Origin of the sequence: Pseudomonas sp. 31 R 17, from assembly GCF_900004915.1 — a bacterium.
GTDB lineage: Bacteria > Pseudomonadota > Gammaproteobacteria > Pseudomonadales > Pseudomonadaceae > Aquipseudomonas > Aquipseudomonas orientalis_A.
Window position 1 is genome coordinate 72,991 of sequence record NZ_CVTN01000086.1, and the last position, 13,838, is coordinate 86,828.

The 13,838-nt window shown below is 61.6% G+C and carries 14 protein-coding genes; 12 read left to right on the forward strand and 2 right to left on the reverse strand.

Going from position 1 to position 13,838, the window contains the following annotated elements; translation table 11 throughout:
* Positions 1–145: 145 nt before the first annotated feature.
* On the reverse strand, positions 146–1,366 hold the full coding sequence (locus tag BFP89_RS25945) for an alginate lyase family protein (RefSeq protein ID WP_065888290.1): 1,221 nt from the start codon (positions 1,364–1,366) through the stop codon (positions 146–148).
* A 233-nt stretch (positions 1,367–1,599) separates the two neighbouring features.
* Here BFP89_RS25945 and BFP89_RS25950 point away from each other — a divergent pair, with 233 nt between their 5' ends.
* The 12 genes from BFP89_RS25950 to BFP89_RS26005 all read left to right on the forward strand — a co-directional run bounded on the left by BFP89_RS25950 (position 1,600) and on the right by BFP89_RS26005 (position 12,409).
* Positions 1,600–2,289 carry a response regulator gene (locus BFP89_RS25950; RefSeq protein WP_065888291.1) on the forward strand — a complete coding sequence of 230 codons (690 nt, stop codon included), beginning with the start codon at positions 1,600–1,602 and terminating at the stop codon, positions 2,287–2,289.
* Between the two features lie 20 nt (positions 2,290–2,309).
* Positions 2,310–3,485 (forward strand): sensor histidine kinase, encoded by a 1,176-nt coding sequence (locus BFP89_RS25955; RefSeq protein WP_065888292.1) that lies wholly within the window; start codon positions 2,310–2,312, stop codon positions 3,483–3,485.
* Positions 3,486–3,556: 71 nt separating this feature from the next.
* Complete coding sequence (gcvA, locus tag BFP89_RS25960) at positions 3,557–4,462, forward strand: transcriptional regulator GcvA (protein ID WP_065888293.1); 906 nt, start codon at positions 3,557–3,559, stop codon at positions 4,460–4,462.
* Between the two features lie 73 nt (positions 4,463–4,535).
* Positions 4,536–5,363, forward strand: a complete 828-nt coding sequence (locus tag BFP89_RS25965; RefSeq protein ID WP_065888294.1) for a DMT family transporter — start codon at positions 4,536–4,538, stop codon at positions 5,361–5,363.
* 29 nt (positions 5,364–5,392) lie between these two features.
* Positions 5,393–6,154 (forward strand): SDR family oxidoreductase, encoded by a 762-nt coding sequence (locus tag BFP89_RS25970; protein ID WP_065888295.1) that lies wholly within the window; start codon positions 5,393–5,395, stop codon positions 6,152–6,154.
* 204 nt (positions 6,155–6,358) lie between these two features.
* Positions 6,359–7,387, forward strand: coding sequence for a phosphate ABC transporter substrate-binding protein PstS (pstS, locus tag BFP89_RS25975; RefSeq protein ID WP_057725519.1), 1,029 nt, complete (start codon positions 6,359–6,361; stop codon positions 7,385–7,387).
* Between the two features lie 74 nt (positions 7,388–7,461).
* Positions 7,462–8,430, forward strand: a complete 969-nt coding sequence (gene pstC, locus BFP89_RS25980; RefSeq protein WP_065888296.1) for a phosphate ABC transporter permease subunit PstC — start codon at positions 7,462–7,464, stop codon at positions 8,428–8,430.
* Positions 8,427–9,320 (forward strand): phosphate ABC transporter permease PstA, encoded by an 894-nt coding sequence (pstA, locus tag BFP89_RS25985; RefSeq protein WP_065888297.1) that lies wholly within the window; start codon positions 8,427–8,429, stop codon positions 9,318–9,320. Before pstC ends, pstA begins: the two co-directional genes overlap by 4 nt.
* A gap of 76 nt (positions 9,321–9,396) precedes the next feature.
* Entirely contained in the window at positions 9,397–10,158 is a 762-nt protein-coding gene (pstB, locus tag BFP89_RS25990; protein ID WP_065888298.1) for a phosphate ABC transporter ATP-binding protein PstB, read from the forward strand.
* A gap of 95 nt (positions 10,159–10,253) precedes the next feature.
* Complete coding sequence (locus tag BFP89_RS25995; protein WP_065888299.1) at positions 10,254–10,952, forward strand: hypothetical protein; 699 nt, start codon at positions 10,254–10,256, stop codon at positions 10,950–10,952.
* Positions 10,952–11,554: a hypothetical protein gene (locus BFP89_RS26000; protein WP_065888300.1), complete on the forward strand. Its 603-nt coding sequence runs from the start codon at positions 10,952–10,954 to the stop codon at positions 11,552–11,554. The genes BFP89_RS25995 and BFP89_RS26000 overlap by 1 nt, the downstream gene beginning before the upstream one ends.
* 225 nt (positions 11,555–11,779) lie before the next feature.
* Positions 11,780–12,409, forward strand: coding sequence for a LysE family translocator (locus BFP89_RS26005; protein ID WP_065888301.1), 630 nt, complete (start codon positions 11,780–11,782; stop codon positions 12,407–12,409).
* A gap of 135 nt (positions 12,410–12,544) precedes the next feature.
* On the opposite strand, the gene BFP89_RS26010 is transcribed toward BFP89_RS26005, so the two are convergent.
* The gene (locus tag BFP89_RS26010) at positions 12,545–13,819 is read right to left on the reverse strand and encodes a glycoside hydrolase family 68 protein (RefSeq protein WP_065888302.1); all 1,275 of its coding nucleotides are present in this window, start codon (positions 13,817–13,819) and stop codon (positions 12,545–12,547) included.
* Positions 13,820–13,838: the final 19 nt, after the last annotated feature.

Sequence of the window (13,838 nt, forward strand, 5' to 3'; positions counted from 1 at the left end):
ATTCAAGCCTGCGTTCGGCCAGCGTGGTTTAACGGGGCGCCTAGGATCAAAAGCAGATCAAGATCAAGAGCGACTCGCTTCGCATCGTGGTTACCGTTGACCGCTATGCATAGCCACGATCCGGGCCGTTCGGCCCCGGCGTTTCTTACGGCACCAATTCAGCGTCTGACACGCCATATTCGCCCAACGAATACAGCAATGTTCCATACCCCAGTTGCTCGTAACCGCTGCTGTCTCGGCCATAATCGCCGCCGCCACCTTCCACCTGGACCTTATTCGCCATGGCTTTCACATTCGGCGCGCTGAGGCTTTTGCCCACGACGTAATGGTTGTAGAGCAGCTCCCATATCGGACGGATTTCGCCCCGATGGTTGGGCGAGATGACCCTCTGGTTGAACCTGCGATCGAGCACAGGGGTAAACGGAACATCGTGGCCCAGGTTGTATTGGGCCACGTACTCGGCACCCTGCAGTACGCGGTTGTTCTGGTAGCCGAACAGGTCGTCGCCCTGGCTCCAGGCCATCTGGCAGAAACTGCCGAGCAGGGCGATGTCGAGCAGGGCGTGTGCCTGGTCACGCCCGCTTTCCTGGACTTGACCCAGGCCATTGCCGTGGAGCTTCCAGACCGCGTGTTCGATGGCGCCGTTACCGCTGCCGTGCTTGAAGTAGTCCACGGCCTCGTTGTAGAGGTCGCGACGATCCGTCAGTACGCCGATGGCCAGGATCGAGTTCATGCTGGCCAGGTCCCAACGGGCGCCGTGACGATCAGGCGGGCTCCCATCGTGACGCAGCAGGAAGTCATGATTGATGGGATAGAACACGCTGAGCAACATGCCCTGAAATCGATGAAAGTCCGTCACCTGCCACTTCGGGTAGCTGCGCAGCAGTTCGGCCGCGTTGGCCAGTTGATAACCGGCCAAGCCTGCCGCCAGGGACTTGTCGGGCTTGCCCTTGATCGCCGTCAGTGTGGAAGACCACTGGTTCAAAATGCCCACGGCCTTGTCGGCATAGGCGGGGTCTTGCGAGATCTGCCAGCGCAGGGCCAGGGCGTGTGCGGCGGCGGCGTCGTTGAACAGTGTGCTGTCGTTATTCAAGCCATCTGAAGTGCGGTACACCACGGGCACCGGATCGGCCTGCCAGGCCAATGATGCATGTGGATTGGCGATCAGCTTTTGCCAGCCGGCCAGCCATGGCGCGTTTTGGTTGGCCAGTTTTTCGCGTATTCGCGTGAAGTCCGTCTGGGTCTGGAGCAGGCCCGGATGGACGAATGCATCGGCGGGCCGGGGGGAGGAGGCTTGGCTGTCGATACTTATCGACAGCGCGCCGAGCAGCACGGCCATTGTGCAGAGGTGCTTGAAAGAAATCATCGTGTGTCCAACTTTATCCGGCGTAGACAGCCGTACGAACAGGGCCACGCTCGGCCCCAGGGATGAAAAGGCTGGCGCTTGCGTGGAGCCTTTCAGGCGAGTGGATAGGCTTGGACAGCAGTGCGGTGGTGAGCATAGGATCGGTTCGCGAAAGTCGGGCACAGGCCAATCCTGGCAGCGGACTTTCAATAAACCATTCGTAAATTATCAAGGTTTCATCAAGAGGCTTCTTTGTGTCAGGAAAACGTATCCTCATTGTCGAAGACGACGCCGACAGCGCCAGCATTCTCGAAGCCTATCTGCGCCGGGATGGCTATGAGGTGGCCTTGGCCGAAGACGGTCAGCGCGGTCTCGACCTGCACAAAAGCTGGCAGCCCGACCTGATATTGCTCGACGTGATGCTGCCGCGCTTGAGTGGCACCGAGGTGTTGTCCGCCGTGCGCCGCAGCAGTGACACGCCGGTGATCATGGTCACGGCCATGGGCGACGAACCGGAAAAGCTTGGCGCCTTGCGCTACGGCGCAGACGATTATGTGGTCAAGCCCTACAGCCCGCGTGAAGTGGTGGCGAGGGTACAGGCGGTGCTGCGACGCACCACCGGCAACCAGCCGGTGGCACACCTGTTGCGCCATGAGAACCTGCGGGTGGATCTTGACGCTTTTACCGCAGCCATCGAGCAGGGCGATGCACCACCGCAATGGCTGGAGCTGACGCCGACGGAATTCAAGCTGCTGGTGACGTTGCTCCAGACTCCGTCCAAGGCCTTCACCCGTGACGAGCTGCTGGAAATCTGCCTGCCGGAAAGCGAAGCCCTGGCCCGTGTCGTCGATACCCATGTGCACAACCTGCGCCGCAAGCTGGAAACCCATGGCATCGCCGGGGTGCTGGTGACGGTGCGTTCCATTGGCTATCGGTTCAGGTAAACACCATGTTGGATAAACCCATGCCGGATAAATCGCTGAACAACGACAAACCGCTGTGGCGCTGGATCGGCATGCGCATGAGCCTGCTGGCGATCGGCGCCGTGGTGGTGATCTCGGTGTGCATGTGGCTCAACATCACGCTGTCGGATCGGGATTTTGTGCAGCACCTGCCGCCGGGGTTGCGCGAAGAGCTGCAGCAACTGCGCGCCGACCCAGGACTCAACGAGGCGCGCTTGCGTCAATTGGTGGCCCAGTACTACCCGCTGGACTATTTCCAGCCGGCCATCGCCAATCAGGACTGGCTGGTACTGGTTGGCCTGGTGCTGGCCGCCATCCCCATCATCATTGCCTGCGGCCTGTGGTTTTCGCGGCCCTTGTCCAGTCAGTTTTCGACGATTGCCCAGGGCGCCAGGCGCGTCGCCGGCGGGGATTTCCTGACGCGCCTGCCGGTCCATCGCGATGCACCCGACGAGTTGCAACGGCTGGTCGGCGACTTCAACAGCATGAGCACCCAACTGGAGCGCTATGAGCGTGATGTGCGCGAGTCCAGCGCGGTCATTGCCCACGAACTGCGCACGCCGCTGAATGCCGCCATGGGGCGCGTGCAGGGTATGCTCGACGAGGTGTTTCCCAGCGATGCCGCGCAGTTGGGCATGGTCAAGCGTCAGCTCGATCAGTTGAGCAAACTGGTGGATGATTTGCACCTGCTGTCGATGGCCCGGGCTGGCCGGTTGGTGCTCGAGCGCAGCGATTTTCCCCTGATGGGGCTGGTGGCCGAACGGTTGGCCTGGTTTGAGCCGCAGTTGGATCAGGCCGGTGTTCGCACGCAGATTACTATGGCCGATGGACTGCGCGTGCATGCCGATCGCGATCGCCTCGGGCAGGTCATCAACATTCTGGTTGATAACCTGTTGCGTTATGCGGCAGGCGGCGGTGAGTTGAATATCATGGCGTGCCAGGTTCAAGACCTGATCGTGATTGAAATCGGCGATCGCGGCCCGGGTATCGAGGCACAGCACCTGGACAGCGTATTTGATCGCTTCTGGCGGGCGGAACGCTCCCGGGCGCGTTACTCGGGCGGCAGCGGACTGGGTTTGTCCATCGCCAGGGCGATCTGCCAGGCCCATGGCGGCGCCATGACCGCCAGCAACCTGGCCGAGGGTGGCACGCTGATCAGGGCGCAGTTTCCGGTGTAGGGCTGACTCGGCGTAACATGAGCCTGAGTTCATGCCCTGCCTGTTCCTGCCCACTCGCCGAGACCCTGCCTATGAGAGACCTGCCGCCGACCGCCACCTTGCGCGCATTTGAAGCCGCCACGCGGCATCCGACCTTTACGGCCGCCGCCCAGGAACTGCATGTGAGCCAGAGCGCGGTCAGCCACCAGCTCAAGCACCTGGAAACGCTCTGGGGGCTGCAGCTGTTTGAACGCGGTCAACCGCTGCGCCTCACGGCAGCGGGGGCTACGCTGGCGCCCATCGTGCGCGAATTCTTCATTAGCCTGGAGGCGACCCTGGGCGATCTGCGCGAGCAAAAAGGCCGGGTGCGGCTCAGCGTCAGCACCACCTATTCGTTCGCACTCAAATGGCTGTTGCCGCGCTTGCCGAGCCTGGCCCGTCAGCACCCCGAGCTGCTGGTCTCGCTGGACACCACCGACAAGATCATCCACTTCGCGCAGGGCCAGGCCGATGTCGCGATTCGGCTGGGCAAGGGCAGTTATCCCGGTCTGTACTCGGAGTTTCTGTTCGGCGAGCAGGTGTTTCCGGTGGCCAGCCCCGACCTGCTGCAGCGCCTCGGAACGCCGCGCGATCCGGCCCAATTATTGCGTTTGCCGCTGCTGACCCGCGATGGCGCCGAGCTGGTGCCGAAATGGGAGGCGTGGTTCCAGTCCGTCGGGCTGGCGTTTTCACCGCTCAGGGAAAGCGTCAGGTTCGGCGACAGCAACATGACCGTCGAGGCCGCCTTGCTTGGCCAGGGTGTTGCGTTGGTGCGCAGCGGCCACGTGGAAAACGAAATCGCTGATGGCCGTCTGGTGCGGCTGTTCGACGTGCCGTTCCCATCGCCGTTGGCTTACTACTTTGTGTGCCCCAAGGGCATCGAGGCGCAGCCGCATATCCTCGACTTCCGACAATGGTTGATGGGCGAGGCGCTGAGAGTGCAACAAGCCGCTCAATAGATATGAGTATTTGTTCATGGTGCGATGAGAAAACTTCGCTGTCGTTCCAGTGCCGGTCTGCCTAAGATGGCGCATGCCTATCCATCTTGTTTGCCTGGTTCTTTTCGCCGCGCTCCTGCACGCCAGCTGGAATGCGCTGCTGCGTGGCGGTGCCGACCGGCTGTGGTCGATGACGGTGATGTGCATCGCCATTGCCATCACCTGTGGCGTCGCTGCAGTGTTCATGCCGATACCCGCGACTGAGAGCTGGAGCTACGCGCTGCTTTCAGCCTTGCTGCATGTCGGCTACAACCTGTTCCTGGTGCGCAGCTATCGGGTCGGTGACCTGGGGCAGATCTATCCGATTTCCCGTGGGTCGTCGCCGGCGCTGATCACCCTGGGCGCCGCCGTCTTCGCCGGCGAGCGCATTGCCCCCGGGCAGTTGCTGGGTATCGCGCTGGTCTCTGGCGGGATCATTTCGCTGGCGTTCAAGGGCCGCAGCCTGTCGGTTCCCAGCCTGCCCTATGCGCTGGGCACCGGCTGCTTCATCGCGGCCTACAGCGTCGTCGACGGCATCGGTGCCAGACTCTCCGGCGCGCCGCTGGCCTACACCGCGTGGATGTGCGCCTTGTGGGGTGTGCTGATGCCGCTGGTGTACATCGGCCTGCGCGATGCCCGCAGCTTGTTCAGTGTGCGGCCCGGCCTGTTGACCGCCGCGCTCGGCGGGTTGGTCTCCTTGCTGGCCTATGCAATCGTTATCTACGCCATGAACGAAGCGCCCCTGGGCGCGGTGTCGGCATTGCGCGAAACCAGCGTGCTGTTTGCGCTGTTGATCGGTTACCTGTTTCTCGGCGAGACGCTCACCCTGCGCCGCATCCTGGCCTGTGTCGTGATCGTAGCCGGCATCCTCATCATCGGCTGATACAGCCAACAACGCAGGAGGTCATTCAAATGGACAAAGTCACACAGGCACCCCTGATCCTGATCACCGGAGGCAGTCGCGGCGTGGGGGCTGCCACCGCTCGACTGGCCGCCGCCAGGGGCTATGACGTCGCGATCAGCTACGTGGCCAACGAACCGGCGGCGCTGGCGGTGGTGGCGGATGTGCAGGCAGCGGGGCGCAAGGCCCTGGCCGTGCAGGCCGACAGCGCAGACCCCGAACAGGTCGCGCGGTTGTTCGCGGCCATCGACCGCACGTTCGGGCGCATTGATGTCCTGGTCAATAACGCCGGGGTGCTGGCGACCCAGTCGCGCCTGGAGGATCTTGGCCATGAACGCATGCAGCGCATCTTTGCGGTCAATGCCATCGGCCCCATGCTCTGCGCCCAGCAGGCGGTCAAGCGCATGGCTTACCGGCACAACGGGCCGGGCGGGGTGGTGATCAACGTCTCTTCCGGCGCCGCACGCCTGGGCAGTCCCAACGAATACATCGACTATGCGGCGTCAAAAGGCGCCCTGGAGACGTTTACCATCGGGCTTTCCAAGGAAGTGGCGCGCGAGGGCATACGCGTCAACTGTGTTCGCCCGGGGCACATCTACACCGACATGCACGCCAGCGGCGGCGAGCCGGGCCGCGTCGATCGCGTCAAAGACTCGATTCCCATGGGGCGCGGCGGCCAACCGGAGGAAGTGGCACAGGCCATTCTCTGGCTGGCCGGCGCCGAAGCGTCGTTCGTGACCGGCACCTTCCTTGACGTGACGGGAGGCAAGTAAGCCGGCGGGCGTCTTCGTCTCGTTTGCGCTCGAAAGGGACGAATTCGCCTGGTAGTCGCAATTTGTTACGAAGCAATCACGGCAAAATGCCAGTTTGCGCCGGCAAAAGGGGGCAAAAACGCGCCTGCCATGGATTTTTCATAAAATCGTAACAAAGCTGCTGCACAGTCCCGGGAGCCCGAAATTACACCACGGAGTTCCTGAATGAAAAGCTTGATGAAGTCTGCTGCACTCGCCGTTGCGGTTTCTCTGAGCGCCACTTCGGTGTTTGCTGCCGAAAGCATCCGCCTGACCGGTTCCGGTGCCAGTTTCCCGGCCCCGATCTACCTCACCTGGTTCAAGGATTTCAGCAAGAAGAGCGCGGGCGTCACGGTTGACTACCAGTCCAAGGGGAGCGGGGCGGGTGTGCAGGACTTCCTGAACAAAACCGTCGACTTCGCCGCCAGTGACTCCGCGATGAAAGACGAAGACATCGCCAAGGTTGCCGAGGGCGTGCAACTGCTGCCGATGACCGCCGGTGAAATCGTGCTGGCGTACAACCTGCCGGGCAATCCGAAGGGCCTGAAGCTGCCGCGCGATGTGTACTCCGATATCTTCCTGGGCAAGATTACCCAGTGGAACGATCCCAAGATCGTTGCCGCCAACCCGGACCTGAAGCTGCCGGCTACGCCTATCACCGTCGTGGTGCGTGCGGATTCGAGTGGCACCACCGCGGTATTCACCAAGCACCTGGCGGCGATCAACCCTGGCTTCAAGGAAGCATTGGGTGAAGGCAACACCGTCAACTGGCCGGCCACCGACAAGTTCATCAAGTCGCCCAAGAACGACGGTGTGACCGCCACCGTACGCCAGACCCCTGGCGCGATTGGCTACATCGAATACGGTTTCGCCAAACTGGCCAAGGTTGACTTCGCCCAGTTGCAGAACAAGGCCGGCCAGTACGTTGTGCCCAATGCCGAAAGCGGTGCAGAAGCACTGGCTGCGGTGAAGATGCCGGAAAGCCTGGTGGCCTGGCTGCCGGACCCGGACGGCGCGAAGTCCTACCCGATCACGTCCTACACCTGGATGATTTTCCGCAAGGACAACGGCAACCCGGCCAAGGCCAAGGCCATGCGTGAAATGGTCGAGTACAGCCTGACCGAAGGGCAGAAAATCGCTGACTCCATGGGCTACATCCCGCTGCCGCCTTCGGTAGTCGAGCAGGTTCGCAAAGCCTCCGCCAACATTCAGTAAGGCGTGCCAGGTCGCTTCCGGGATGGGCAGTCAGCCATGCCGGGAGCACTTCTTCCCTGTTTCGGAATTAACCCATGAACACACCTTTTGTCGTACCGGGTAACCCGGACTCTGCGTGCCAGCCACCGTCCACCAAGGACTTTGTGATGGATCGCACGTTCCGTGCGCTTGCACGCATCGGCGTGGTGCTGGTGCTGGCGCTGGTCTTCGCACTGGTGTTCGAAGTAGGGCGCAAGGCCCTTCCAGGCATGGAAAAGCACGGTTTTGACGTGCTGCTGGGCAGCGTCTGGGATGTCAACCAAGGCAAGTACGGCATTCTGCCGGCGATTTGGGGCACGCTGTACAGTGCTTTTATCGCGTTGATGATCGCCGGCTTTTTTGGCGTCAGCATGGCGATCTTTCTCACCCAGGATTTCCTTCCCGCCAAGCTGGCTGCGGTGTTTCGCACCATCGTCGAATTGCTCGCGGCGATCCCCAGCGTGGTGTACGGCCTGTGGGGCATCTATGTAGTTATTCCCGCCATCCGCCCGCTGACGGCATGGCTGAACACGGAACTTGGCTGGATTCCCTTTTTCGGTACATCCCTGAGCGGGCCGGGCCTGCTGCCGGCCGCGCTGGTGTTGGCGATCATGATCCTGCCGACCATTGCCGCAGTGTCCCAGGACGCGCTCACCGCGGTGCCGATGAAAACCAAACAGGCCGCCTACGGCATGGGCACGACACACTGGGAAGCGATTCTCAAGGTGATGGTGCCATCGGCCGCCACCGGTATCTTCGGCTCCCTGGTGCTTGGCCTCGGTCGCGCCCTGGGGGAAACCATGGCCCTGGCGATGCTGGTGGGTAACGCAAACAACATTTCCCTGTCCCTGTTTGCACCGGCCAATACCCTGGCGGCCTTGCTGGCGCTGAACTTTCCCGAGGCCGGGCCCAACGAGATCGAGGTGTTGATGTACGCGGCGCTGGTGCTGATGTTCATCACGCTGCTGGTCAACGTGGCGGGTTCGATGCTCATGCTCTACGCCCAGCGGGGGACCAAACAATGACCAACCTCACCACGCCTGCCGCCGCGCTGCCCAGCCTGCAGCGCCGCTTCGAAGGCCGCGCCCTGCGCAGCCTGGTCTTGACCACACTGGTCTGGTTCGGCGCGCTGCTGGCCAGCGTACCGTTGATCTCCGTGCTGTATATGCTGATCACCCGAGGCGGTGCGCGCCTGAGCCTGGAGCTCTTCACCGAATTGCCGCCGACCGGTTTCGAGACCGGCGGCGGCTTCGGCAACGCCATGGCCGGCACCCTGGTGATGGTCGGCATTGCGGCGGCGATCGCCGTGCCGGTCGGTATCCTGGCCGCCGTCTTTCTTGCGGAACTGGGGCCTGACAGCAAACTGGCGAGCGCTGCGCGCTTTGCCGCCAAGATGCTCACCGGCTTGCCGTCCATTCTGGCCGGGGTGTTTGCCTACGCGCTGGTGGTGATGACCACCGGAACCTACTCGGCACCGGCAGGTGGCGTGGCGCTGGCCGTGCTGATGCTGCCAATCGTGGTGCTGACGGCCGAAGAGTCGATGCGCATGGTGCCCAAGATCATGAAGGACGCTGCGTACGGCATGGGCTGCACCCGTTCGCAGGTGATCTGGAAAATCGTCTTGCCCACCGGCCTGCCGGCGATCCTGACCGGCGTCATGCTGGCCGTGGCGCGCGCTGCGGGCGAAACCGCACCATTGCTGTTCACTGCGCTGTTCAGCAACTACTGGATCTACCACGACGGCAACCTGGCCGTCATGAACCCGACAGCCTCGTTGGCCGTGCTGATCTACAACTTCTCCGGCATGCCTTTCGACAATCAGCTTGAACTCGCGTGGGCGGCCTCGCTGGTGCTGGTGATGATCGTGCTGGTCGTGAATGTCGTGAGCCGTATTTTCGGCAAACCCAAGTACTAAAAGCGGGAGCACCTGAATTTTGAACGTATCCACTGCGCAAATAGCCGCTCCGTTTGTGACCGAGTCGCCTGTGGTCATGGACTGCAAGCTCGACAAGATTTTCTACGGCAACTTCATGGCCGTGCGTGACAGCCACGTGCCGATCGAAAAAAACAAGATCACCGGCTTCATCGGGCCTTCCGGCTGTGGCAAAAGCACCGTGCTGCGCAGCCTCAATCGCATGAATGACCTGGTCAAGGGCTTTCGTTTCGAAGGGCATGTGCATTTTCTTGGCCAGGACGTGTACGGCAAGGGCGTCGACCCTGTGGTCGTGCGCCGTTACATCGGCATGGTGTTCCAGCAGCCCAACCCGTTCTCGATGAGCATTTTCGACAACGTCGCCTTCGGTCTGCGCCTCAATCGCTACAAGGGCGATCTGGGCGACCGCGTCAAACACGCGCTGCAGGGCGCCGCCCTGTGGGACGAGGTCAAGGACAAGCTCAAGGTCAGCGGCTTGTCGCTCTCCGGCGGCCAGCAGCAACGCCTGTGTATCGCGCGCGCTATCGCCACCGAGCCGGAAGTGTTGCTGCTGGATGAACCGTGCTCGGCGCTCGACCCGATCGCCACCCGACGCGTCGAAGAACTGATGGTCGAGCTGAAGAAGGATTACACCATCGCGCTGGTGACCCACAACATGCAGCAGGCGATCCGGGTGGCGGACACCACGGCGTTTTTCTCGGTGGATATTTCCCAGGGCACGCGCACGGGGTATCTGGTCGAAATGGGCCCGACCGCGCAGATTTTCGGCAAGCCGCGCGAGCAAATGACCGAAGACTACATCAGCGGCAAGTTCAGCTGAGTCACACCGTCCGGCCTGGGCCGCCCACATGCAAACGCCAAACGGACTTGGCGTGAACCGGTAGATTTTTTACCTCGTGTTTCCAAGGAGTTTCAATGTCTGTAACGCATCGCCTTGATTTACCTGCCATTGAGCGCGCATTGCGCGAAGTGCAGGAGCGCTTCGCCGAGCTTAGCCGGCACTTCACCGAGCCGCGTGACCCCTTGACCGACGAAGTGCTGCTCAATGTGCTTGAAGGCTATGCGTTGATTGACGACTATGTCGCACGCGGCGTAGACCTGTTTGATCTTCATCAGCTGAACCTGATGCTGGAAATCAACGCCACGGTGCTGTGCGGTCGAGACCCGGCGCGGCGGGTGGAGTACGCCCAGCACCTGGCGGCGACCGAGGAGCATTTCTTCAATAACGTCGAGGGCGGTATCAAGGACTTGTTCAACTGGTATTGCGCGTATCGCAGCGAATCGGTCTGGAAACGGGCGGCCGGCGTCTACGTGCGCATCCTCAGCAAGCCGCAGTTGTTCATCGAAGGCAACAACCGCAGTGGGTCGCTCATCGTCAGCTATCTGCTCATGCGTGCAGGTTTGCCGCCGTTCGTGCTGACGCTTGAAAACGCCGAGGGCTATTTCAACCCGTCCTCGGTGATACGCAACTCTGCCAAACATGGCGTCAAGGCCTTGTATGAACTGCCCAAGATCAAGAAAAAGTATGCAGCCTTCCTGGAACACCAAGCGCCTGATCCAGGCAAATTTTTCCTGGGCGGCACGCCGCGGCCCCTGCGACAGGGAGGCCATTGATGCGCCGATTTAAACGTCAACGCCTGCGTATTTCCTTTGACATCGATGACACGCTGGCCTGCCAGCTCCACCACTGCGCTGTCGAAACCAGCTGGGTGCCGGCCTGTGTGCATCGTTGGCTGGGTGAACCGTTGCGTATCGGCACACGTTCCTTGATCCGCGAGTTGCGCCGCCAGGGCTGCAGTGTCTGGGTCTATACCTCGTCCGGCCGCACGCCGTCCTACATCCGCCGCTGGCTGTTGCTCTACGGAATCCGCGTCGACGGGGTCGTCAACAGTGTGCTGCACAACCGCGCCCTGACCGGGCATGGGCTGTCGAATGCGCCTTCCAAGTATCCGCCGGCATTCGACATCGACTTGCACGTCGATGATTCCGAGGGCGTGCAGATTGAAGGCGCCGATCATGGCTTCCGCGTTGTCGTGGTCGATCCGCAGGACATACGCTGGACGCAGAAAGTCCTGGATGCCGTGGTCGTTGTCCGCGCGCAGCTCGGTTGGCCGCGGCTGATCAGCCCCAAGGCGCCGCGCAATGCCGGGCTATCGCTTGAGCCGAGCAGGCCTGTCGCCAACTCGATCCTGGCGCGTGGGCAATGGTCCGGTTGAATGTATCCAGGACAATTCTTTGTGTGTATCAAATGGCGGGCGTAGGCTCCCATTTTCATACAGCAGGGAGGCGAACCCGGCGCGCAGGATGCAACCGTTCCAGCGGCGTCGAATCGATTGAGGCATGTTCAGTCACGTGACGGTCGGGTGCACCGACCTCGAAAAAGCAGCTCACCCCCATGGCAGCACGCCTCACAACGCCTGTTACGGCGATCTGGAGCGCCCATGGTAGAGCCATCGACGCTCCTGCTGTTTGCGGGGGCCGTGTTGTTGTTACTGATGTCTCCCGGCCCCAACATGGCCTTCGTGATTGCGCACGGCGCCAGCTACGGCTGGCGTGGCGGCGTCGCTGCTGCGTTCGGAATCGGCGCGGCTGACCTGGTATTGACCGCGCTCACCGCAGCCGGCCTCACAGCCGCCATAGCGCAGTGGCCACCCTCGTTCGACCTGATCCGCTGGGCCGGTGCGTTCTATCTGCTCTGGATGGCCTGGAACGCCCTGCGGGTGCGTGCCGCACGTTCAACGCATGCCACTCTCCAGGCGTCGCTGATGTCGGTGTTCATCCGAGCGATGCTCAACTCTTTGCTCAACCCCAAAGCGTTGCTGTTTTTCATGGTGTTTTTGCCGCAGTTCGTTGTGCGCGGCAGTTCTGCGGTTGCCCTGCAAATAGTGACGCTGGGGTTGGTATTAACCTTGATCGCGATCATTTTTCACGTCGTGCTGGGCCTGATGGGGGGAATCATCCGGGGTTATGCGTCCCACCACGGCGAGTCCGCAAAGTGGCAGTCGCGGGGCCTGGCATTCGTATTGGTGTTGCTGGCAGTTCGCCTGGCGTTAACGTCGCGGCCGGCATGAGTTATCCAGATAGCCGGTGCGTACTTGGATAAAAAAAGCCACTCGATCGAGTGGCTTTTTTTTCTGTGAATCTTGATCGTTTCCACGCAGAGCATGGGAATGATCAAGCCATGCTACGACGTCTGTTGACCTTGTTTACTTGAGCGTGACGTCAACCATCGGCGGGATGTAACCGTAGTCATACTCGGCGACCACGAATGTCTGCTGCCCTTTGATCTTGATGCCCACCGTCGGTGCCTCGGTGCCGCCGATGCGCACCTGTGTCCCGCCTTCGCCGGTGGGTACGCTGTCGATGAAGGAGGTCACCAGGCCGTTGGGCATCACGCAGTGCGAGTAGGTCTGGAAGGGCTGGGAAGACGGATTCCCCAGGACCAGGCCGGAACCGTTCAAGGGCACGTAAGGGCCGAACAGCGAGTCGGCGACAAAACCGTACACACCGTCCGGGCCGGTTACCCCGTCGCCATAGGTAAAGGTGTGGCTGATGGTGAACAGATAGTACTTGCCGTCCTGGAACACGAAGTGCGGACGTTCGGTCTGGTCGTTGACGCCGACTGCGGTGAGCAGCGGCGGCAGCATTTCCCAGTCGTCGCCGTCTTCGTCACGGGCCACGGCGATACCAACACAGGCGGTCTGGAAGCGCGAGTTGCCGACGTCTTCATAACCGGGCGGCACATCGCCGATTTCTGCCTTGCCCACCTTGTGCGAGCCGCGCTCGCCGGCCACGTTGCCTTCGAACAGCATGTACAACTTGCCGTCCTTCGGGTCGCGGAACGGCCATGGATCGCGGAAACCCCAGAAGGCGTTCTGCGCTTCGGTCTGGTACATCTTGCCGTCGGCCTCGAACAGCGGCTTGACCTTCTCGAAGCCCACCAGGCTGACGCCATGCTCGGTGGTCACCACGCGGCCACGCACCTTGACGATGGTCGCGCCGGGTGTGACGGCGGTGTAGTAGAGGTCCACCTCGCCTTGCTCGTTCAGCAGGATCGGCGTGCCGGCCCATTCGCGCACCGTTGGCGAAACGCCTTCAGCCATGACCCGGCCGCCGAGTTTCCAGTCCTTGCCGGTGCGGGAGTACCAGTAGTACATCTTTGCCCGACCGTGGCGATCGGTCCAGTCGCGGGTGATGTCGTAGTTACCGTTCTCATCGAGGTACTGCGGGTCGTTGGGGTGACGGTCTGCGGTCAGGGTGAAGATCACCGACCAGCCATCGACGGAAGTGATATTTCCATCAATGTCGCGCAGCGGCATGGTGTCCCAGATAAACACCTTGTCGCTCAGTACCGGGAAGTCGGCACTGACCAGCGGCTGGGTGGTGGTGGGGTCGTCCGCATGGACTTTCAGCGCGTCGGCGCGGGTCCACAGGCTGGGCAGGTGGGGTGTTTTGCCAAATTTTTCAGTGATGCTTTTCATAGGTAACCTCGTCCGTGAA

Bases quoted from the DNA above. Each gene is read 5' to 3' on its own strand.
- BFP89_RS25945 (WP_065888290.1), bottom strand. From the start codon at position 1,366: ATGATTTCTTTCAAGCACCTCTGCACAATGGCCGTGCTGCTCGGCGCG.
- BFP89_RS25955 (WP_065888292.1), top strand. From the start codon at position 2,310: ATGCCGGATAAATCGCTGAACAACGACAAACCGCTGTGGCGCTGGATC.
- gcvA (WP_065888293.1), top strand. From the start codon at position 3,557: ATGAGAGACCTGCCGCCGACCGCCACCTTGCGCGCATTTGAAGCCGCC.
- BFP89_RS25965 (WP_065888294.1), top strand. From the start codon at position 4,536: ATGCCTATCCATCTTGTTTGCCTGGTTCTTTTCGCCGCGCTCCTGCAC.
- BFP89_RS25970 (WP_065888295.1), top strand. From the start codon at position 5,393: ATGGACAAAGTCACACAGGCACCCCTGATCCTGATCACCGGAGGCAGT.
- pstS (WP_057725519.1), top strand. From the start codon at position 6,359: ATGAAAAGCTTGATGAAGTCTGCTGCACTCGCCGTTGCGGTTTCTCTG.
- pstC (WP_065888296.1), top strand. From the start codon at position 7,462: ATGAACACACCTTTTGTCGTACCGGGTAACCCGGACTCTGCGTGCCAG.
- pstA (WP_065888297.1), top strand. From the start codon at position 8,427: ATGACCAACCTCACCACGCCTGCCGCCGCGCTGCCCAGCCTGCAGCGC.
- pstB (WP_065888298.1), top strand. From the start codon at position 9,397: ATGGACTGCAAGCTCGACAAGATTTTCTACGGCAACTTCATGGCCGTG.
- BFP89_RS25995 (WP_065888299.1), top strand. From the start codon at position 10,254: ATGTCTGTAACGCATCGCCTTGATTTACCTGCCATTGAGCGCGCATTG.
- BFP89_RS26000 (WP_065888300.1), top strand. From the start codon at position 10,952: ATGCGCCGATTTAAACGTCAACGCCTGCGTATTTCCTTTGACATCGAT.
- BFP89_RS26005 (WP_065888301.1), top strand. From the start codon at position 11,780: ATGGTAGAGCCATCGACGCTCCTGCTGTTTGCGGGGGCCGTGTTGTTG.
- BFP89_RS26010 (WP_065888302.1), bottom strand. From the start codon at position 13,819: ATGAAAAGCATCACTGAAAAATTTGGCAAAACACCCCACCTGCCCAGC.